Below are 19,959 nucleotides of genomic sequence, written 5' to 3' on the forward strand. Positions count from 1 at the left end.
TTCGTCGAACGGGTTCATCGACATCTTCACGTTCGCAAGCTCGACACCCGAGCCATCCGCCTTGACGCGGATCTTCACGTTGTAGTCGACGACACGCTTGACTGGGACCAAGATCTTCATGGCTTCCTTCCTTCAAATGCCCGCGGGGAAAATGCGCCTTTCAGGGGCGGCCTGATTGTCGGTTGGCGACATCGATACGCGTTTTTTCCCCAATTACAATGTGTCACGGGCCCTCCCCACGTGAAAACGAAAGGCTTATAAATTACCTTTACGTTCACGTCAATTTGCAGAATTCGACCCGGTCACCGCCCCCAATGGGTGGGCGGCACCACGGGGCCTGCCGCCGTCTCCTCGACAGGCGCCGGCACCGCCTCGACATGCCGCACCGCCTTGGGCGTCACGATTGTCTGGTCGAAGAGGGGCACGCCGCGCCGCCGCAGGACGAGCACGAGGACCGCCCCGGCAATGATGCCGCCCACATGCGCGCCCCAGGAAACGCCGCTGTCGCCATCCACCACCAGCATGTAGAACTGCTGGGCGATCCAGAAGGCGAGCGGAATGACCGCCGGCAGCGGCAGGGGAATGCGGAAGAACACCAGCACCCAGACGCGCACCTTGGGATGCAGCAGGAAATAGGCCGCGACCACGCCCGAAATCGCTCCCGACGCGCCGATCAGCGGCGCTTCCGAAGCCGGTTGCACAAGGCCGTGCACCAGCGCGCCGGCAGCCGCGCACAGGAGGTAGAACAGCAGGAAGCGGAAATGCCCCAGCGCATCCTCCACATTGTCGCCGAACACCCAGAGGAAGAGCATGTTCGAGGCGAGATGCATGAAATCGCCGTGCAGGAAGGCATAGGTGATGTAGGTTGCGTCCTCCGGCACCAGCACCAGACTCGGCTCGAGATCCGCGAAATCGAAGACGACGGCCGGAATGTAACCGAGGCCGACCACCGCCGCGTCTGAAAACGACTGCGTGGACGCCAGCCCCGTCACCAGCCAGACGACGGTATTGATCACGATCAGACTGATCGTGACATATTGCACCTTGATGTATTTCAGGGAGTTCGTGTCATGCAGCGGTATGAACATGGGTCCCCTTCCCGGCCGGCCGCCTATCCGCGGCGGCGTGTCTGGCGCGAGCTTATCTGTTCTGCCCCGGAACCCACAATATGTCCGTGCGCCCCTTGTCGTTCACCCAGCGCGCCGCGACGAAAAGAAAGTCGGAAAGACGGTTGATATAGGCGACGGAGATCGCCGAGACGGCCTCGCCGTCGCTGTCCTGCAAGGCAACGATACGCCGTTCCGCCCGCCGCGCGACGGTGCGCGCCAGATGCAGCGCCGCCGCGGCCGGTGTACCGCCCGGCAGCACGAAGGAACGCAGCGGCTCGAGATCGGCATTGAGCTGATCGATTTCCCGCTCCAGCCGGTCGACCTGCGCCTTGACGATGCGCAGCGGCTCGTATTCCAGCTTGACGCCATCGTCCGGCGTCGCAAGGTCCGCGCCGAGATCGAAGAGGTCGTTCTGGATGCGCATCAGCATCGCATCGAGCGCCGGATGGTCGGCAAGATGCTGGCGCGCAATGCCGATGCAGGAATTCGCCTCATCCACCTCGCCGTAGGATTCGACGCGCAGATCGTGTTTCTTGCGGCGCGGGCCGGCGGCCAGACCCGTCGTGCCGTTATCACCGGTCCGCGTGTAGATCTTGTTGAGCTTGACCATCAGCCGCGTCCGCCACCCGTGGCCCACAGGGTCACCATGATGAGGACGATGGCGATCGCCTGCAGCAGCACGCGCATCTGCATCAGCTTGTTGGACGTGTTGCCGCTGCCGCCCTTGGCCATGTTGGCGAGACCGCGCACGAGCACGATGACGACGAGGCCCATGACGAGCAGGGTCATGAAGGTGAGGAAGGAAGACATGTCCACGATCCGGTTTGATTTCTGTCAGTCCCTATTCAAATAGGGTTTTCCGCGCAAAGTGCACGCGTTTTCGCCAGGAAAACCTGCGACGCCGCGCCGCGTCAGCCGAGCTTGCCGATCAGCCGGTAGAAGAAGGCGGCCGGCAGCAGCTTCTTCAGCAGCACGCCCTGTTTCGCCGGCGTGGTCACGACATAGTGCGGTCGCGGCGCTTTTGCGGTCAGCGCGTGGCGCAGAACGGCATGCACGGCTTCCGGCCCCAGCTTGCCGCGCGCCGGCTTGCCCTCGCCGCGAAGGCGACGCAGCTGCCGCCTGTATTCGGCGACATGCACCGAATTCTCGATATCGATATGCTTCTCGATCTGGATGAGCGCATTGGCGGTGAAACGCGATTCGATCGGCCCCGGCTCGATGAGGCTGACATGCACGCCCGAACCGGCGAGCTCCATGCGCAGCGTCAGCGACAGGGCTTCCAGCGCGAATTTCGAGGCATTGTAGGCGCCGCGCCAGCGATAGGGCACGAGGCCGAGGATCGACGAGCATTGCACGATGCGGCCATGACCCTGCCGGCGCATCACCGGGACCACCCGCCGCGTCAGGTCGTGCCAGCCGATGACATTGGTCTCGAGCTGAAGGCGCAACGCCTCCACCGGCAGATCCTCCACCGCGCCCGCCTGCCCATAGGCGCCATTGTTGAAAAGCGCATCGAGCCGGCCGCCCGTCCGCTCCAGCACGGCCTCCACCAGCGCCGCGATGGTCTCCGGCTTCGTATAGTCCATCAGGAAGGTCTCGATGCCGTCGGTTTCGAGCGCTCCCCGGTCCTCGTCCCGCCGCACCGTGGCGAAGACGCGCCAGCCTTCGGCCTTCAGCGCGCGGGCGCAATGGGCGCCGATGCCGGAGGAGCAGCCGGTGACGATGATGCTCGGCTGGGTCGTCGTGCTTGGAGAAGACATGGCGGTTTCCTGTACAAATCTGCAACCGTTTCCCATATTCACCCGCGTGAGACAATGAGAGACGGCCGGCAACGGCCGCACAAAGGAAGCGAACAGTGCAGATGCCGACCGCCATCCGCGTTGCCTACAAGGTCGTCTTCGATGCGATCTGGCACTTCTCCGAGGACGACGGCTGGGCAATGGCAAGCCATGTGGCTCTGTCGACCCTGCTGGCGATCTTCCCCTTCCTCATCTTCGGCACCGCGCTCGGCTCCTTCCTCGGCGCCGACCAGTTCGCCGAAACCGCCGTGCATCTCATCTTCGACACCTGGCCGGAATCGATCGCCGCGCCGATTTCCCGCGAGGTGGTCGCGGTTCTGACCATTCCCCGCGGCGGCCTCCTGACCGTTTCCGTGCTCGCCGCCGCCTATTTCGCCTCCAACGGCGTGGAGGCGCTGCGCATCTCGCTGAACCGCGCCTACCGGGTGGCCGAGACGCGCTACTGGTACGTCACCCGCCTCGCCAGCCTCGGCTTCGTCATCGCCGGGGTCCTGGCGCTGGCCGTCATCAGCATCGTGCTCGTCGCAGCGCCGCTGGCCGTGCGCGCCACCGGCGACTGGCTGCCCTGGCTGACCTATGTCTATTCCTGGGTGGAAAGCTGGGGCCTCTTCGGCACGATCCTCGTGCTGCTGGTCGGCCTCCTCATCGCCCATCTGTGGCTGCCCGCCGGCCGCCGAAAGATCGCCGACGTCCTGCCGGGCATCCTGCTGACGCTGCTTGCCTGGGGCTTCGGCGCCTATGCCTTTGCGTCCTACCTCGCCACCTTCGCCACCTATGTCTCGACCTATGCCGGCCTTGCCTCGATCATGATCGCGCTGGTCTTCCTCTATATCATCGGCGCGATCTTCATCGTCGGCGCGGAGATCAACGCCGCGCTGATGAAGTATCGGGTCAAGCACCTGATCCTCGACCGGGTGCGCGGCGTGAAGAAACCTGCGGTCGAAGAGGCATCAATGGAAGACGAAGCCATAGCCCGCGAGCAGGGCGCGAATGCCGGCCGGTGAGACGCCCTTTTCCCGATAGGCGGCAATGCCCGTATCCTGGTTGCTCTTCGAGAGCTTCTTCCCGTCCGGCCCCGGCACCAGCCCGTGATGCCGATAGGTCGGCGCCGGCAGGCCGAGCAGGCTTTGCAGGAGGCGGTGCACCGCCGTCGCATGGAAGAGATCCTGGCCGCGCACCACATCGGTAATATCCTGCGCGGCATCGTCGAGCACCACGGCAAGATGATAGCTGGCCGGCGCATCCGGCCGCGAGAGAATGACGTCGCCCCACTGCTCCGGCTTCGCGGCGACGATCCCCGTCTCTCCCGCTGGTCCAGTGCCCGTCTCCGACCAGTCCAGCCGATCCGGCGCCAGCGCGCGGGCCTTGTCCATGTCGAGCCGCCAGGCATGCTGCCGTCCTGCCGCGATCCAGGCGAGCGCCTGATCCCGGTCGAGCGTCCGTTCCTCCATCGGATAGAGCGGCGCGCCGTCGGGATCGCGCGGCCAGACGAAACCTGCCGCCTCATGCGCCTGGACGCGTGCCTTCACCTCTCCGCGACTGAGGAACCCCGGATAAAGCACGCCCATTGCCTTCAGCCGTTCCAGCGCTTCGCCATAGAAGGCGAGATGCTCGCTCTGCCGGCGCACAGGCGCCTCCCAGTCGAGCCCGAGCCAGGCGAGGTCGCGATAGATAGCCGCCTCGAATTCCGGCCTGGAGCGGGCCGGATCGATATCCTCGATGCGCAGCAGGAACCGGCCGCCGCAGGCCGCGGCAAGCGCGTGGTTCAGGATCGCCGACAGCGCATGGCCGAGATGCAGGAGGCCATTCGGGCTCGGCGCGAAGCGGAAGACACGGTGTTTTGACAAGGGGCTCTGCATGCGGTTTTCTGACACGAAGCGGCGGGACGCGCCACAGGTTGCTTTCTTGCAGGATGTACCGCAAAACCGCCATACGCTTTCGCGCGACAGGCTGAGCGCAGGGACCGCCGGAAACCATGCAACTGCACATGATCAGGACGGATGCGGATGTGGCCGCGGGTCTCGTCGACCTCGCGCTCATCGACGTGCGCCTTTTCAATGTCATCGACAAGGCCGGCCCCGTGCCCCTGCGCCGGCTTTCGCCCGGCTATCGCGGCCTGGCCGGCATCATCGTGGCGCAGATGGTTTCCCGCGCCAGCGCCGACGCCATCTGGCGCCGGCTGGAGGAGACGGCCGGCGACATCACGCCCCATCACATCCTCGGCCTTACCGACGAGGACTGCCGCGCCATCGGCCTCTCCCGCGCCAAGACCGAAACGCTGCGCCGCGCGGCGGAAAGCGTCGATCGTGGCGAACTCGATCTCGACGCCGTCTGCCACATGGAGGCGTCGGCCGCCACGCGCAGGCTGACGGCGATCAAGGGCATCGGCCGCTGGACGGCGGATGTCTATCTGCTGTTCTGCGCCGGCCATCCGGACATCTTCCCCTCGGGCGATATCGCCCTGCAGAATGCCGTCGCCCATGCATTCGGCCTTCCCGTCAGGCCGAGCCCGCAGGAACTCGACCGGATCGCGGAAAGCTGGTCGCCCTGGCGGGGCGTCTCGGCGCGGCTGTTCTGGGCCTATTACGCGCGGGAAATGCGCCGCGAGGCGGCTCCGGTGCTGGAAGGCTGAGGCCGGCGAAAATCCGTTGTTTTCGCTTTTCCATTCCGGCTTCACAATGCTGTAACAACGGGCCTAATATAGAAGGGCAGATGCCGAATCGATCAGGAGAAGCCCTTGACGATTTCAGTTTCACCACAGGCCCTGCCAGCCCTTGTACTGAATGCTGACTACAGGCCGCTGAGTTATTATCCCTTGTCGCTGTGGTCCTGGCAGGACGCGATCAAGGCCGTGTTTCTTGACCGCGTCAACATCATCGCCGAATACGAACATTCGGTGTCGTCCCCGAGTTTCACGATGCGCCTGCCAAGCGTCGTGTGCCTGAAAACCTACGTGCAGCCCTCACGCCACCCGGCCTTCACCCGGTTCAACGTGTTCCTGCGCGACAAGTTCGAATGCCAGTACTGCGGGTCGCCGGACGACCTGACCTTCGACCATGTCATCCCGCGCGCCCATGGCGGCGAGACGACCTGGCAGAACGTGGTCGCGGCCTGCTCCCCGTGCAATTTGAGAAAAGGCAGCAAGCTGCCCAAGCAGGCGGGCATGCACCCGCATCAGAAGCCCTACCAGCCTTCGGTTCAGGATCTGCACAACAACGGGCGACTGTTTCCACCCAACTATCTGCATGAAAGCTGGATGGACTATCTCTACTGGGACGTCGAACTGCAACCCTGATGCCCGCCGCGCAGGCGCGCCTCGCGCACCTGCGGCCATGGCATGCCCTCGGGCCGGGTTGCGGCCATCACGCTTTCGCGGACCGCACGCCGGAAAAGGCGATCGCGGCGAGGATGAGGCTCGCAATTACATTCCAGCCGGCGAAGGAAAGACCGAGCAGACGGAAGGACGCTTCCTGGCAGGAAGGCCCGTGCTTGGAGTTGAGGTCGGACAAGAGGTCGCCGGCATTCTGCGTCACGCCCTGCGCCGTGGTCGCGCAGGTCGCTGGCCCTTCCCAGAAGCCCCATTCGACGCCCGCATGATAGACGCCCATACCCGCACCGACGAGCATCATGATGCCGGCGATGGCAAGCAGCAGCCGCGTCAGCCAGACCGGCCCGCCGAAGAGCGCGGAAAGCAGCGCCGCCACCGCAACCGGGATGCCGTAGTAATAGGGATCGCGCTGCAGCAGGCAGAGCGCGCAGGGAATGTAGCCGCCGATATGTTCGAAGGCGAGCGCGCCGCCGACGGTGGCTGCCATACCGAGCGAAAGAAGACCCGCAGAGGTCTTGCGGGAAAGGGATGCCGTCATGGGGTCCGTCCAGTGAAGCCGGCGGGGAGCGCCGGCGAAATGGCGCCGAGTTCTATCAGGCGGGGCCGCATTGTAAATGCACCGCACGGATAAGTGATCGCACGCCCCACCCCGATTTGCCGGTTGCCGCCCGCAGACGCATCGTGTAAACGGCGATGGCTCAGTGCCGTGCCCCATTGGCGGAACTGGTAGACGCGCTCGACTCAAAATCGAGTTCCGAAAGGAGTGCTGGTTCGATTCCGGCATGGGGCACCATACTTTCATCAAGAGTGCTTGTTTTTCAGATGTTTTCGGGCACTCGGAACTTTTTCAATCTCCCTCTAAATCCACCTTGCTGCGTTTGCTTGACTGGTTTTACGGTTCCGTAATCCGACAATGGAAGCTGCCAAACGAAAAGCTTCAAAGCGGAAATCCTGTACGGTGGCCCTCGCCTGCCCTCGGATCGCGTGCGCAGTGAAAACCAGCTTTAACAAACGGAAACTGAGCGCCGTTTGACGGCGACGTAGCTGAGACCATATTTCAAATCCTGCGGCGAACATCCGAATCTCTCGGGGCGAGAACAGGATGTTGCACGGCTATGAGGCCTATCCCGAATCCAATGCCGGGACTGAACACCTAGGGCTGGTTTGCTCCATAGAGCACAAGCGGCACCTGCACCCATGCGAATATTGGACAACCACCCAGCACGAATCGGTCGCACCGGGCCAGTTTCCTATAAACTCTCTCCGCACGGACTACGTTAAGTGCACTCGCTTGCGCCTTTTTATCAACGAACCGCGCCTGTCGATTATCCATGCCCAGCAATCGGCCACCCAATCGCCTGGTTAAGCGGTGCCCCTAGCGCATTGTAAGGCGGCGATTGCGGACAAACTGGCGATCACCGCCCCCCGACTTAGGCCCGCTCGAACCTTCTGTCTTCGCAGAAGCGAAGAGTTGACCACACCAAAGTTTCGGGGAACATTTAGGGGAGAGGACATTCAATGCGTTTTCTTTCCTGGCTCAGCACATTCCTTTTATTTTTCATAGTCTCGGCGGCAGGTGCGGACCGATACGCATTGGTCATTGGAAACGATGAATATCATGCCCTGCCACCACTTCAAAAAGCTGTAAACGACGCCGAGGCTGTGGGAGATGCTTTAGAAAAACTGGGATTCTCTGTCTCGCGTGGTCATAACTTAAACCTCCGCCAGATACAGGATATGGTGTTTGACCTCACAGACACCATTAAACAAGGCGATACGGTCTTCATTTTTTTCGCAGGGCACGGAGTCGCGCTAGGCGGGGGCAATTTCATCCTTCCGGTTGATGTCCCGGTTCCGCAGGGTTCTCAAGCTGAGAATCGTGTTAGGTCTGCCGCCATGAGTGAGGCGGATCTGATTGAGCAGCTGAAGTCCGCCGGTGCTCAACTGGTGATCATTGTTCTTGACGCATGTCGAGATAATCCATTCGCAACTGCTGGCAGCCGCTCAATCGGTACCGCTAGAGGACTGCAACCGGTTCGTGACCAGCGAGGGGTGTTCGGAATTTATTCTGCCGGATTTGGCCAGACTGCGCTTGATCGGCTAGGTGAAAATGATCCCGAACCGAACTCCGTTTTCACCCGCGTTTTGGTACCGACATTGACTGAGCCCGGCTTAAGCTTGGTGGATATTGCTTACAGAGTAAATGCGGGCGTGGAAACGCTTGCAAAGACTGTCGAACACGAGCAAAGCCCAGCATACTATGACCAGGCGCGCGGAATGGAAATTTTCCTTTCGGGCAAGCCAGCGAGCGACGAAAAAAATAGGACAAACAACTACTCAACCGATCCTTGCTTCGACGCCGGCGCTCATTGGTCAGAGGTAAAATCTTCATCGGATAAGGGATTGATACAGGACCATTTGACGCGCTTCGGCAATTGCGCATTTGCGTTCATAGCAAAGTCAACGCTCGATAAACTGGAAGAGCTTGACAGAACTGTGCCTGCAACAGAGTGCGACAGGCTCGCAGCGTTCCAAAAGGATCCGGATAGACATCCTCTAGTCAAAGGCATCCCCGAAGGCGAGATTGTAGAGGCTGCGATTAAGGCTTGTCAGACAGCTGTAGCGGAGAACCCAGGCGAGCGTCGTCTAATCTACCAACTTGGGAGAGCGTATGACAGCGACAAACGGTTTCATGAAGCGGCGGAGGCTTATCGACGCGCCGCCGATTTGGGAAGCACTCTCGCGGCCTACAGGCTCGGCCTCTTTAGCAGTGGAATGTTCGGATTGGATACAGATGACGAGGAGGCAGCGCGATGGTACAGGCTCGCCGCCGAGGGTGGTCACGCATGGTCGTCATATGAACTCGGAAACCGGTATTTAGAAGGACGAGGCGTTGAAGAAAACGCTTCAGAGGCGCTTCGCTGGTATCGCCTTGCGGCTGAGCGAGGCCACGATGGCGCAATGAATGCGCTAGCACGCATCTATGCTGCCGGCCACAGCCCTATCCCAATGAACGAGAAGGAAGCTATCCGCTGGTATTCTCGGAGCGCCGAGGGGGGCAACACGGGAGCCATGATTGCAATTGGGGATATCTATGAAACCAGTAAAATGGGTTTGAGAGATCCCGAACAAGTTAAAGAATGGAATAAGCGCGTGGCTCAGAGCGGGGATCCTGGTGCGATGACCGCGCTAGGCAAGAGCTATGAATCCGGTACCGGTCGCTTCCAGAATCCGTCTCAAGCCGTCGTTTGGTTTCGATTGGCAAGTGAGGCGGGCCATCCCGAAGGCAGGTTTGAATTAGGCCGCAACTATATGGCCGGGAGCGGCACCCAACGCAACGTTACCGAGGGTTTGCGATTGCTCAAGGAGGCTGCGAAGCTTGGAAGCGCAGACGCAATGCTGAACTTGGGGCTTATGTATCAGCAGGGTATGGAGGACATCTCGCCCGATCCCATCGAGGCAATAAAGTGGCTTACGCAGGCGGACGAGCAGGGCTCATCTCTTGCAGCGTGTTCACTGGCCAAGGCACAGGATCAGGTTTCGGCTCAGGGTGTCGACAACGCGACCAGTTTTAGACGCGCTGCGACCAGTCTTGAGAAGTGCCTTCGCGGGAATGGGATACATGAAGCGTCGTTGGAAGAAGGCGCTACGCAATATTCCTGGAATATTTCCACATTGAAGCATCTTCAACAGCGACTGATGCTCACGGGTGACTACGAAGGCCCCGCGGACGGTATAGTCGGCCCTTCAACGCGAGCGGCTTTTCAGCGAATCTATGGGCAACCATTCGTGGATCGGTGAACGGGCCACGCTTCAATGATTGTGACGAACCATGATTGTCGATGAATGCGCACGATATTCCAATTGGATGCCGGCATAGGCACCGGCATTAAACCTTTCTCCTGTTTTCCGATTTCTCCGCGCCAGTCAATCACGACCGGCGCGGGACGTGATGACAACTCAGCCGCCGAACTGGCGGATCTTCGCGAGGTGGACGGCATCCTCTCCGGCCGGGAAATGGCGCTGGGCGCTGGTGTCGTTTGCGGCCGCCCAGATGGCGCCGGCGACGTCGGCTTCCCGCGTCGTCATCTTCGGGTTGCCGAATTCGGCGAAGATCGGCGCGGCAAAGGGTTGGTAGGCCTCCGGGATCAGGTCCAGCGGGTTGATGGCGCTGTTGCCGGCAAAGCGGGTCGTCGGCGCATAACCCGGCTCGACGATCTTCACGCGGATGCCGAAGAAGGCGAGTTCCTCGGCAAGCGCTTCGGAAAAGCCCTCGATTGCCTGCTTGCTGGCCTTGTAGGGCGCGGCGAGCGGGAAGGAGGCCAGCGTAACGCTCGACGTCACGTTGACGATGGTGCCCGCCCGGCGGGCGCGCATCTGCGGGATGACAGCCTGGCACATGGCCATGACGCCGAAGGTGTTGGTATCGAATACCCGGCGGATATGCGCCATCGGCGTCGCCTCGAAAGCGCCGACGACACCGATGCCGGCATTGTTGACGAGAACATCGACCGGACCAGCCGCCTCGATGCAGGCCGCGATGCTGTCGGCATCGGTGACATCGAGCGGCAGGATGCGCAGGTTTTCCGCCTGCGGCAGGACGGCGGGGTCCGGTCGCCGCATGGTGGCGATGACATTCCACCCCCCGGCGAGAAAGTGACGGGCGGTTTCAAGGCCATAGCCGGAGGATGCGCCGGTGATCAGGATCGTTTGCATTGGGGGCTCCATTTGTTTCGGATGCCCCTGGATACGCCCCTCATTCAGGACGAACCATAATTCAAAGTCCAATTCTATTGCTCAATCGTCCAAATACGTGCAGGACTGAAGTGTCTTAGACCAGACTGGCCGCACTGCCCGTGCGGGCAAAGCGGCCGGGTGAGCAGCCGAGCCTCTTGCGGAAGGCCGTGCTGAACGCGCTGGCCGATTCGTAACCGACCTCCTCGGCGATTCTGTCCAGCGTTTTTGATCCGCGCACCAGCGCGTCCTTGGCAAGCGCCATACGCCAGCGGGCAAGATATTCGATGGGGCCGCAGCCGAGAACCGCCCCGAAACGCGCGGCAAAGGCGGAACGGGAAAGGCCGGCGAGCTTCGCTAGGCCGGCCACGGTCCAGCCGGCCCGCACGTCCGCATGCATGGCGCGCAGCACGCGGCCGAGCGCGGGATCGCGCAGCCCCCGCAGGAGGCCGGCTTGCGCCGCATCGGCGGCGATCGCCTGCGCCCGCAGCGCCTCGATCAGAAGCACTTCGAGCATGCGCGGCAGGATCATGTCCTTGCCGGGATCCTCGCTTGAACATTCCTCCATGATGAGGCCGATCACGCGGCCGAGCTTGTCGCTCCGTCCCTCCGAGGCGGGGATATGGATGACCCGCGGCAGGAGCGCGAGCAGAAGCGGCGCGTTCGCCGCCTCGATGCGGAAGGTGCCGCCGAGCGAGACGAAATCGGGATCGCCCTCCGTCTCGCCGTGGCGGACCGCCGTCTCCATGGGCGCGCGGGGTTCGCATGCCATGCCGGGATGGCTGCTCAGCGTAAAGGCGGGAGACGACGGCACGAGAAGAAAATCGCCTTTTTGAATCCGCAGGGGCGCCTCTCCCTCGAACGCGATCCAGCACGCGCCCTCAAGGATGATGGTGAAGCCGGGCGCGTGGTGCGCGGCATAGCGCACACCCCATCGGCCACGACCCGTGATGGGCTTGGAAATGGCCGTGCTGGGCCGGAGCAAGGCGATGATGTCGCTGAGCGGATCCATTCCGGACGATCCATAATCTATTGTTAAGAAAAAAGCCTAATTCGTCTCCGCCCCTCTGTCGAGATGCGGCTCCGTGGCGGGCGGAATTCCCCCTCAAAAAATCTTGCATTTTAGCGGGAACAAATTTTGCGTAGCCGCATTTTCTGTGTGCAACTGCTGAACCCCCGGATGCGGTTGTGAGGGGGACCCGAGAGCGGTGTGCACGCTCTTGGGTCTCAACCATTTCGGGGCGACTTTGTTTTCCGGCAAACAAGGCATGCCACGACACACGCGTGGCGAACAAATCCCTTCGTTTCCCGTTTCCCCTTCGTTTCCCGTTTCATCGCGAAACCGGTCAAAGGAGCGCGTCATGGTTTTCAAGGAAGGCACCTTCAACGGCGAACTGCCCGAACATTTCGACGGCCCCCACCCTGCCTGGCTGGAAGCGGCGGTGGCCGACGCGCTTTCGGTGGCGGGCGATGTAGATGCGTCCGACATCACTGTCACCTGCAAGGGCACGCGGATCATTCTTTCCGGCAGCGTCGGCACCGCCGAGGAGGCGGACCGCGCGGTCGCGGTGGCCGCCTCCGTCAAGGATGTCAGCGAGGTCGACAACCGCCTCTCCTGGCTTTGAGCCCGCCAAAACCCGCCATTGCCCGTTTTTCTCCAGAATGCTAGTGCAGTGCAGCAAACTGGAGTGACGCGGCATGCTCGTCGAAAGACCGACCTATGATGCGCTGTACCGGGATTTCCGATGGCAGATTCCGGACCGGTTCAACATCGGCACCGCTGTCTCCAATACGTGGGCGGCGCGAGAGCCGGACCGCGTCTGTCTGCAACATTTCCTGCCGGATGCGCCGCCGCTTGCCCTGACCTATGGTGCGCTCGCCGCCCGGTCCGATGCCTTTGCCGCGGCGCTCAAGGCAGAAGGCGTCGAAAGAGGCGACCGCGTCGCAATCCTGCTGCCGCAGGGCTTCGAGACGGTCATCGCCCACCTCGCCATCTACAAGCTCGGCGCCATCGCCCTGCCGCTCGCGCTGCTCTTCGGCGCGGATGCCCTGCTCTTCAGGCTGAAGAATGCCGAAGCAAAGGCCATCGTCACCAACCGCTTCGGTGCCGAACGCCTCGGGCCGATCCGCGCCGAGCTTCCGACGCTCGACCTCGTGATCGCGACCGAACCGGCCGCCGACCCCGAGGCAAAGTCCTTCCACGATCTCCTCGCGAGGCACGCCGGCCCCTTCGAGGCCGTCGACAGCGGGCCGGACGATCCGGCGATGATGATCTATACGTCCGGCACCACCGGCCCGCCGAAGGGCGCGCTGCATGGGCACCGCGTGCTGCTCGGCCATGTGCCGGGCTTCCAGATGCACCACGAGTTCCTGCCGCAGCCCGGCGACCGCATCTGGACGCCCTCGGACTGGGCCTGGGCGGGCGGCCTTCTCAACGTACTGCTGCCGGCGCTTCTGCTCGGTGTGCCCGTCGTGTCCTCTCCCGGTCAGAAATTCGATCCCGACATGGCCTATCGCATCATGCAGGACATGGACGTGCGCAATGCGTTCATCCCGCCGACGGCGCTGCGCCTGATGAAGACGATCACCCATCCGCGGGAAAAGTACCGGCTGAACCTGCGCACCATCGGCTCGGCGGGCGAATCGCTCGGCCGTGAAACCTGGGAATGGGTGCGCGATACGCTCGGCATTACCATCAACGAGTTCTACGGCCAGACCGAATGCAACATCGTGCTCGGCTCCATCGGCAAGCTCGGCGTGTCGCGGCCGGGGCCGATCGGCAAGGCCGTGCCGGGCCATGTGGTCGCGATCATCGATGCGGCCGGCCGGGAACTGCCGCGCGGCACGGTCGGTCAGGTCGCGGTCAGGCGGCCGGACCCGGTCATGTTCCTCGGCTACTGGAAGAATGACAAGGCGACGGCGGAAAAGTTCATCGGCGACTGGATGACGACGGGCGACCTCGGCCGCATGGATGAGGAGGGTTATGTCACCTTCTTCGGCCGCGACGACGACGTCATCACCTCTTCCGGCTACCGCATCGGCCCGAGCGAGATCGAGGATTGCCTGGCCGGCCATCCCGCCGTGCAGCTTGCCGCCGCGGTCGGCAAGCCCGACCCGGTGCGCACGGAAATCGTCAAGGCCTATGTGATGCTGCGTCCCGGCAACGTGCCCTCGCCGGCGCTCGCCTCGGACATTCGCGAATGGGTGAAGTCGCGGCTTTCGATGCACGAATATCCGCGCGAGGTGGATTTCGTGGAGTCGCTGCCACTGACGACCTCCGGCAAGGTCATCCGCCACCAGCTGCGCAAGCGGGCGGCGGAAGAAACGCCGTTCGCGGCCTGACGCCGTACTGTCCGACGCAGAGGCCGCGCCTCTTCGGCTGGAAAGGCTCTATCGCCGTGCCAGCGAACGGATCTTCTCGCGCAGCAGCCGCGCCACGTTGCGGGTGTTGCGGTAGAGGTGAAGCTGGGTCGCCACCTGCCGCACGTCGCGGTCGCGGTTTGCCTGCAGACCGATGACGAGCGTGCCCATGTCCTCGCGCTCTTCCCAGAAGCGGCTCATGACGGGGTGATCCGGCACCGCGCAGGAATCCGAGCGGGCGATGTTCGCGTCGTCGAGATGCCATTCGGTGAGTTCGGCCACCAGCAGCTTGCCCGGCGAATATTTGGCGAATTCCTCGTCATAGGCCGTCTTCCACGTATAGGCTTCGCCACCGGACATGAAGACGACCATGGAGGCGATAGCGCGGCCATCGAGATCCAGCGTGTGGATGCGCACGCCGTCGGTCTCGGCCAGGTTGGTGATCGCCTCGCGAGCGAAGGCGGCACGGTAACGGTCGTTGATCATGGCCGTGCGGCCGCGACCCTTCCAGCCGGAGGCTTCGAGCAGCAGGAACTCTTCCATGCGCAGGCGGATATCCGCCGGTTGGCGGGCGACATTGTAGCTGAGCGCCCCGAGCTGATCGAGCTTGCGCCATTGCCGGCGCAACTCGCGGAAATGCTCGGGCGAAATGGCGTGCTGCAGATAGGTCTGGCCGTCGACCAGACTGTCCAGCATCGGCCGGCGATAGGTATCCGTAACGTTGACCGGCAGGTTGCGGCCGATGGCGACGGCGCGCATCAACTGGGCGAACGGACCGTTGAGGCGCAGGTCCGGCAGGACAAGGATCGGCGGCAGGCCGGTTCCCGAGCCGGAAAGCGCCTCCAGCAGGTTGTCGAGCGTTTCGGCCGCATCCTCGGCATCGACGAGCGGCGTGCCGAGCGGACCGAACGGATTGGACCAGGCGCGCAGGATGCTGGAACCGATGGAAAAACCCGGCTTCTCGATGGAGAAGGGCATCAGGAAGCGCATGCGGCTGCGCCCGGCGCTCTCGTCGCGAATGACCGAGAGCCGCACGGTGCGGTCTTCAAGGCGCGGCATGGCCGGCGCGAGGAAACGGCCGGTGAAGAAGACATTCGGCTCCATCACCCGGTTCGACAGGAAATCGAGTTCCTGTTGCAGCTCATAGCCGGCCGTCGCCGGGTAGAGCGCGAGCGTGCGGCCGGGGCGACCGGTCGCAATGCGCTGGTCCGCCGGCGGCTGGGCATGCGCGGCGGCGGGAGGAATGGCGGCCTGGGCGCGTCCCGCCGCGATCGCATGGTCGAAGCCGTGGCTATCGGTCATGGTGGTCCACCCCATTGGCAAGTCTCGCCGTCACCGGATTGGCGAAGGCGAAGAGAATGATCGAAAGTTTGCCGCGCACGGCAAGATGCAGAAGCACGGCCTCCACCACCATGGCGCTGGCCGTGGCGATGGCGGCGCCCGTCACGCCGAAGAGCGGAATGAGCGTGACGTTGAGGCCGATATTGGCAGTCAGCGCGATGGCATAAACGCCGACACAGAGCCGCTGTTCGCCGGACATGGTCAGCAGCACCTCGCCGGGGCCGACCAGCGCCTTGGCGAGAACGCCGGCCAGCAGGATCGCCATCAGACTGTGACCCGCCGTGAAGGCCGGACCGAAGAGCGACAGCAGAAAATGGCCGAGCGCCAGCACGCCGAGCCCGACGGCCAGCGAGGGCCAGAAGCTCCAGCGCACGGTCTCGCCGGCAAAGCGCGCCAGCGCCAGCCGGTCGCCGGACGAAAAGAGCGCGGAGAAGCGCGGCGCGGCAGCGGCCTTCACCGAAAAGAAGACGAAGTGCACCAGCGCCACCGTCTTGGCGGCAGCGAAATAGATCGCCACGCTCTCCGGATCGAGGAAGAGACCGACGACGATGACGTCGGAATTGGTGAGCAGGAAGCCGAAGCCCTCGATGACGAAGATCGGCAGCGCCGCCTTGATCCAAAGGGAGAATTCGAGCTTGCGCGGACCGGGAATGTAGCGCTTGCCGAGCCGCCGCACGATGCTGGCAAACTGCATGAGCGTGGTGAGGTAGGTGGCGGCGAGCGCCGCGACCATCGCGGTCTGCGCCGTATGGGGCCTGTCCAGCCACACAGCCAGCACCATGAAGACGAGGATGAGCAGCGGCCGGATGATATAGGTGGGGCTGAGCGCCACCAGCGCCCAGCTATGGGCGCGCGCCGTGCTGTCCAGCACATCGCCGAGCGCGATCATCGGCATGCAGAAGAGGCCGATGAACAGGGGAACGACATAGTAGTCGGCAAACGCCTCGTGGAAGAACCAGAGACAGAGGAAACCGATGGCGGCAAGCGCGGTCGAGGACAGCATCGCGAAGACACGCGCCGTCGAGGTGAGGCCGCGGATTTCCGCCAGGGCGCTGCGCCCGGCGTAACCCGGCAGGAAGCGCACGACGGTGGTGTGGAAGCCGAGGCAGGAAAGATCGCCGCAGATGACGACCAGCGCCCAGACGAAGACGAAAATGCCGTATTCGAATTCACCCATCACACGGGCGAGAATGATCTGCGACACGAAGGCGATGGCGGCGCTGACGACGCGGATGGCGAAGGTGATGAGCGCCATGCGCTGGGCGAGATTGCGCGGATCGTCGCTGGTGAGCGCGCGCAAAAGCGGTTCCGCCTTGCCGCGCAGACTTGCTGGCAGCAACCTTTCCGCCGACTGAATGACCGCCATCAACACAGGAACCCGAACGCTACGCAAAACTACAGGAGCGTCAGTCTTGTCAGATCAGGGTTAACAAACGGTTGGGTGACACCCCTCTGCCACGCAAAGAAAATGCCGCCCGAAGGCGGCATCGCGACGCTGCATGGCGCGGCTTTGCGGGGATCCTCGGGCGAACCCGAGGATCGCGCCGCCCGTTATCAAGCCTGCTCGAAAGCGCCGTGGCAGTGCTTGTATTTCTTGCCGGAGCCGCAAGGGCACGCCTCGTTGCGGGCGACGCGGCCCCAGGTGGCGGGGTCGTTCGGATCGCGATCCTCGACAGCCACGGCCATGAAGCCGCTGCCTTCGACGAAATCGTCTTCGCCGGTCGTGCCGTCGATATGATGACCTTCCATTTCCGGCGGCACCGGCGCGGGGGCGTCGGCCGCCTGGCGCACCAGCTCGACGCGCATCAGCTGCGCGGTGACGGTCTGGCGAAGGTTGGCCAGAAGCGCCTGGAAGAGCTCGAAAGCCTCTGCCTTGTATTCCTGCAGCGGGTCGCGCTGGGCATAGCCGCGGAAGCCGATGACGGAACGCAGGTGGTCGAGATTGACGATGTGCTCGCGCCACAGGTGATCCAGCGTCTGGAGCAGCACCGAGCGTTCGACATAGGTCATGATCTCGGGGCCGAAGCGTTCCGCACGGTCCTGCGCCGCCTGGTCGGCCGCCGTCTTCAGGCGTTCCAGAATGTCCTTCTCGTCGATGCCTTCCTCGGCCGCCCAGGCGTCGATCGGCAGATCGAGGTTGAGCTGTTCGAGCGCGCCCTTCTTGAGGCCCGCCACGTCCCACTGCTCGGCATAGGCGTTTTCCGGAATGCTGAGGCGCACCAGGTTCTCGACGACTTCGTTGCGCATGTCGCCGACGATCTCGGAGAGGTTCTCGCTGTCCATCAGCTCGATGCGTTGCTCGAAGATGACCTTGCGCTGATCGTTCAGCACGTCGTCATACTTGAGGAGGTTCTTGCGGATGTCGAAGTTGCGGGCTTCGACCTTCTTCTGCGCACGCTCCAGCGCCTTGTTGATCCAGGGATGGACGATTGCCTCGCCTTCCTTCAGACCCAGTTTCTGCAGCATGGAATCCATGCGCTCGGAGCCGAAGATGCGCATCAGGTCGTCCTGCAGCGACAGGAAGAACTTCGAGCGGCCCGGGTCGCCCTGACGGCCGGAACGGCCGCGCAGCTGGTTGTCGATGCGGCGGCTTTCATGACGCTCGGTGGCGAGCACGTAGAGACCGCCGGCGGCAAGCGCCTGTTCCTTGAGCTTCTTGACCTCGGCGACGATGGCGTCGCGCTTGGCGTCACGCTCGGCGCCCGGCTCCATCTCGGCAAGCTCCCGCTCGAGCCGCATGTCGATGTTGCCGCCAAGCTGGATGTCCGTACCGCGACCAGCCATGTTGGTGGCAATGGTGACGGCGCCCGGCACGCCGGCCTGCGCGACGATATAGGCTTCCTGCTCGTGGTAACGGGCGTTCAGGACCTGGAAGTTCTTGAAGCCGGAACGCTTCAGCAGTTCGGCAAGGTATTCGGACTTCTCGATGGACGTGGTGCCGACGAGGACCGGCTGGCCCTTCTCGCTGGAGGCCTTGATCTCCTCGATGATCGCCTTGTACTTCTCTTCCGCGGTCCGGTAGACCTCGTCGTCCTCGTCGCGGCGCTGGATCGGCAGGTTGGTCGGCACTTCGACCACGTCGAGGCCGTAGATGTTGCCGAACTCTTCCGCTTCCGTCGAGGCCGTGCCGGTCATGCCGCCGAGCTTGCTGTACATGCGGAAGTAGTTCTGGAAGGTGATCGAGGCCAGCGTCTGGTTTTCCGGCTGGATCGTGACCTTTTCCTTGGCTTCCAGCGCCTGGTGCTGGCCTTCCGAGTAGCGGCGGCCCGGCATCATGCGGCCGGTGAATTCGTCGATGATGACGATCTCGTCGTTGCGGACGATATAGTCCTTGTCACGGGTGAAGAGCTTGTGAGCCTTCAGCGCGTTGTTGATGTGGTGGACGATGGCGACGTTCTCGACGTCATAAAGCGATTCGCCCTTGAGCAGGCCCGCCTCGCGCAGCAGGTTCTCCAGCTTCTCGGTGCCGACTTCGGAGAAGTTGGCGGAGCGCTGCTTCTCGTCGATCTCGTAGTCCGCCGCGTCCAGCATCGGAATGAAGGCGTCGATGGTGGTGTAGAGGTCGGAGCGGTCGTCGAGCGGGCCGGAAATGATCAGCGGCGTGCGCGCTTCGTCGACGAGGATCGAGTCCACTTCGTCGACGATGGCGAAGAAGTGGCCACGCTGGACCATCTGGCCGCGCTCGTACTTCATGTTGTCGCGCAGATAATCGAAGCCGAGTTCGTTGTTCGTCGCGTAGGTGATGTCGCAGGCATAGGCCGCGCGGCGCTGGTCGTCGTCGAGACCATGCACAATGACGCCGGTGGTCAGGCCGAGGAAGCCGTAGATGCGGCCCATCAGGCCGCTGTCGCGGGTGGCGAGGTAGTCGTTGACCGTCACGACATGCACGCCCTTGCCGGCGAGCGCATTGAGATAGACCGGCAGCGTCGCGACGAGCGTCTTGCCTTCACCGGTCTTCATTTCGGCGATGGACTTCTCGTGCAGGATCATGCCGCCGACGAGCTGGACGTCGAAGGGACGCAGGCCCAGAACGCGCAAAGCCGCCTCGCGGGCGACCGCAAAGGCCGGCACCAGGATATCGTCCAGCGTCTTGCCGGCAGCGAGCTGTTCGCGGAATTCGACGGTCTTGGCGCGCAAGGCCTCATCGGAGAGCGCCTTGATCTCGGCTTCGAGCGCGTTGATCGCATCGACCCTTGGCTTGTAGGAACGGACGCGGCGATCGTTGGAAGAGCCGAACAACTTGCGGGCAATGCCGCCGAGGCTGACCATCAGAATGGTCCTTTCTTTA

At 63.0% G+C, this 19,959-nt stretch carries 17 protein-coding genes, 1 tRNA gene and 1 pseudogene; 7 read left to right on the forward strand and 12 right to left on the reverse strand.

The features are described 5' to 3' along the window. The 5 genes and pseudogenes from V8U06_RS27475 to V8U06_RS27495 all read right to left on the reverse strand — a co-directional run. A pseudogene (locus tag V8U06_RS27475) lies at window positions 1–120 on the reverse strand (electron transfer flavoprotein subunit beta/FixA family protein); the annotation flags it as partial. A 182-nt stretch (window positions 121–302) separates the two neighbouring features. After that, window positions 303–1,088: a rhomboid family intramembrane serine protease gene (locus tag V8U06_RS27480; protein ID WP_427143381.1), complete on the reverse strand. Its 786-nt coding sequence runs from the start codon at window positions 1,086–1,088 to the stop codon at window positions 303–305. 52 nt (window positions 1,089–1,140) lie between these two features. Beyond that, window positions 1,141–1,719, reverse strand: coding sequence for a cob(I)yrinic acid a,c-diamide adenosyltransferase (locus V8U06_RS27485; protein WP_427143382.1), 579 nt, complete (start codon window positions 1,717–1,719; stop codon window positions 1,141–1,143). Then, window positions 1,719–1,919, reverse strand: a complete 201-nt coding sequence (locus tag V8U06_RS27490; RefSeq protein ID WP_226917572.1) for a twin transmembrane helix small protein — start codon at window positions 1,917–1,919, stop codon at window positions 1,719–1,721. Before V8U06_RS27490 ends, V8U06_RS27485 begins: the two co-directional genes overlap by 1 nt. 101 nt (window positions 1,920–2,020) lie before the next feature. Next, entirely contained in the window at window positions 2,021–2,869 is an 849-nt protein-coding gene (locus tag V8U06_RS27495; RefSeq protein WP_427143383.1) for an SDR family oxidoreductase, read from the reverse strand. 101 nt (window positions 2,870–2,970) lie between these two features. Between V8U06_RS27495 and V8U06_RS27500 the strand changes: the two genes are divergently transcribed. Continuing rightward, window positions 2,971–3,912, forward strand: a complete 942-nt coding sequence (locus tag V8U06_RS27500; protein ID WP_226921826.1) for a YihY/virulence factor BrkB family protein — start codon at window positions 2,971–2,973, stop codon at window positions 3,910–3,912. Here the strand turns inward: V8U06_RS27500 and gluQRS are convergent. Then, window positions 3,859–4,767, reverse strand: coding sequence for a tRNA glutamyl-Q(34) synthetase GluQRS (gluQRS, locus tag V8U06_RS27505; protein WP_427143384.1), 909 nt, complete (start codon window positions 4,765–4,767; stop codon window positions 3,859–3,861). The two genes, V8U06_RS27500 and gluQRS, sit on opposite strands and share 54 nt — an antisense overlap. Before the next feature lie 122 nt (window positions 4,768–4,889). Here gluQRS and V8U06_RS27510 point away from each other — a divergent pair, with 122 nt between their 5' ends. Both V8U06_RS27510 and V8U06_RS27515 read left to right on the forward strand, forming a co-directional pair. Beyond that, entirely contained in the window at window positions 4,890–5,540 is a 651-nt protein-coding gene (locus V8U06_RS27510) for a DNA-3-methyladenine glycosylase family protein (RefSeq protein WP_427143413.1), read from the forward strand. Between the two features lie 105 nt (window positions 5,541–5,645). Continuing rightward, a complete protein-coding gene (locus V8U06_RS27515) occupies window positions 5,646–6,203 on the forward strand; it encodes an HNH endonuclease (protein ID WP_226917568.1) in 558 nt (185 codons plus the stop codon). A 67-nt stretch (window positions 6,204–6,270) separates the two neighbouring features. Here V8U06_RS27515 and V8U06_RS27520 read toward each other — a convergent pair whose 3' ends face one another. Next, a complete protein-coding gene (locus V8U06_RS27520; protein WP_427143385.1) occupies window positions 6,271–6,774 on the reverse strand; it encodes a disulfide bond formation protein B in 504 nt (167 codons plus the stop codon). Between the two features lie 170 nt (window positions 6,775–6,944). On the opposite strand from V8U06_RS27520, the gene V8U06_RS27525 reads away from it, so the two are divergent. Together V8U06_RS27525 and V8U06_RS27530 are read left to right on the forward strand one after the other, a co-directional pair. After that, window positions 6,945–7,029, forward strand: a tRNA-Leu gene (locus V8U06_RS27525). 725 nt (window positions 7,030–7,754) lie between these two features. Beyond that, the gene (locus V8U06_RS27530) at window positions 7,755–10,037 is read left to right on the forward strand and encodes a caspase family protein (RefSeq protein WP_427143386.1); all 2,283 of its coding nucleotides are present in this window, start codon (window positions 7,755–7,757) and stop codon (window positions 10,035–10,037) included. A 159-nt stretch (window positions 10,038–10,196) separates the two neighbouring features. Here the strand turns inward: V8U06_RS27530 and V8U06_RS27535 are convergent, their stop codons facing one another. Both V8U06_RS27535 and V8U06_RS27540 read right to left on the reverse strand, forming a co-directional pair. After that, complete coding sequence (locus tag V8U06_RS27535) at window positions 10,197–10,952, reverse strand: SDR family oxidoreductase (protein WP_427143387.1); 756 nt, start codon at window positions 10,950–10,952, stop codon at window positions 10,197–10,199. Window positions 10,953–11,067: 115 nt separating this feature from the next. Beyond that, on the reverse strand, window positions 11,068–11,982 hold the full coding sequence (locus tag V8U06_RS27540; RefSeq protein ID WP_427143388.1) for an AraC family transcriptional regulator: 915 nt from the start codon (window positions 11,980–11,982) through the stop codon (window positions 11,068–11,070). Between the two features lie 349 nt (window positions 11,983–12,331). Between V8U06_RS27540 and V8U06_RS27545 the strand changes: the two genes are divergently transcribed. Further along, window positions 12,332–12,595 carry a BON domain-containing protein gene (locus V8U06_RS27545; RefSeq protein WP_427143389.1) on the forward strand — a complete coding sequence of 88 codons (264 nt, stop codon included), beginning with the start codon at window positions 12,332–12,334 and terminating at the stop codon, window positions 12,593–12,595. Between the two features lie 73 nt (window positions 12,596–12,668). After that, complete coding sequence (locus V8U06_RS27550) at window positions 12,669–14,312, forward strand: AMP-binding protein (protein ID WP_427143390.1); 1,644 nt, start codon at window positions 12,669–12,671, stop codon at window positions 14,310–14,312. Window positions 14,313–14,360: 48 nt separating this feature from the next. Here V8U06_RS27550 and V8U06_RS27555 read toward each other — a convergent pair whose 3' ends face one another. From V8U06_RS27555 to secA, 3 genes are all read right to left on the reverse strand, one after another. Further along, window positions 14,361–15,632 (reverse strand): GNAT family N-acetyltransferase, encoded by a 1,272-nt coding sequence (locus tag V8U06_RS27555; protein ID WP_427143391.1) that lies wholly within the window; start codon window positions 15,630–15,632, stop codon window positions 14,361–14,363. Beyond that, the gene (locus V8U06_RS27560; protein ID WP_427143392.1) at window positions 15,622–17,037 is read right to left on the reverse strand and encodes a lipopolysaccharide biosynthesis protein; all 1,416 of its coding nucleotides are present in this window, start codon (window positions 17,035–17,037) and stop codon (window positions 15,622–15,624) included. The genes V8U06_RS27555 and V8U06_RS27560 overlap by 11 nt, the downstream gene beginning before the upstream one ends. 188 nt (window positions 17,038–17,225) lie before the next feature. Next, window positions 17,226–19,940 (reverse strand): preprotein translocase subunit SecA, encoded by a 2,715-nt coding sequence (gene secA / locus V8U06_RS27565; protein ID WP_427143393.1) that lies wholly within the window; start codon window positions 19,938–19,940, stop codon window positions 17,226–17,228. Between the last annotated feature and the right edge of the window lie 19 nt (window positions 19,941–19,959).

It is taken from the genome of Shinella sp. G-2, assembly GCF_050172695.1.
GTDB lineage: Bacteria > Pseudomonadota > Alphaproteobacteria > Rhizobiales > Rhizobiaceae > Shinella.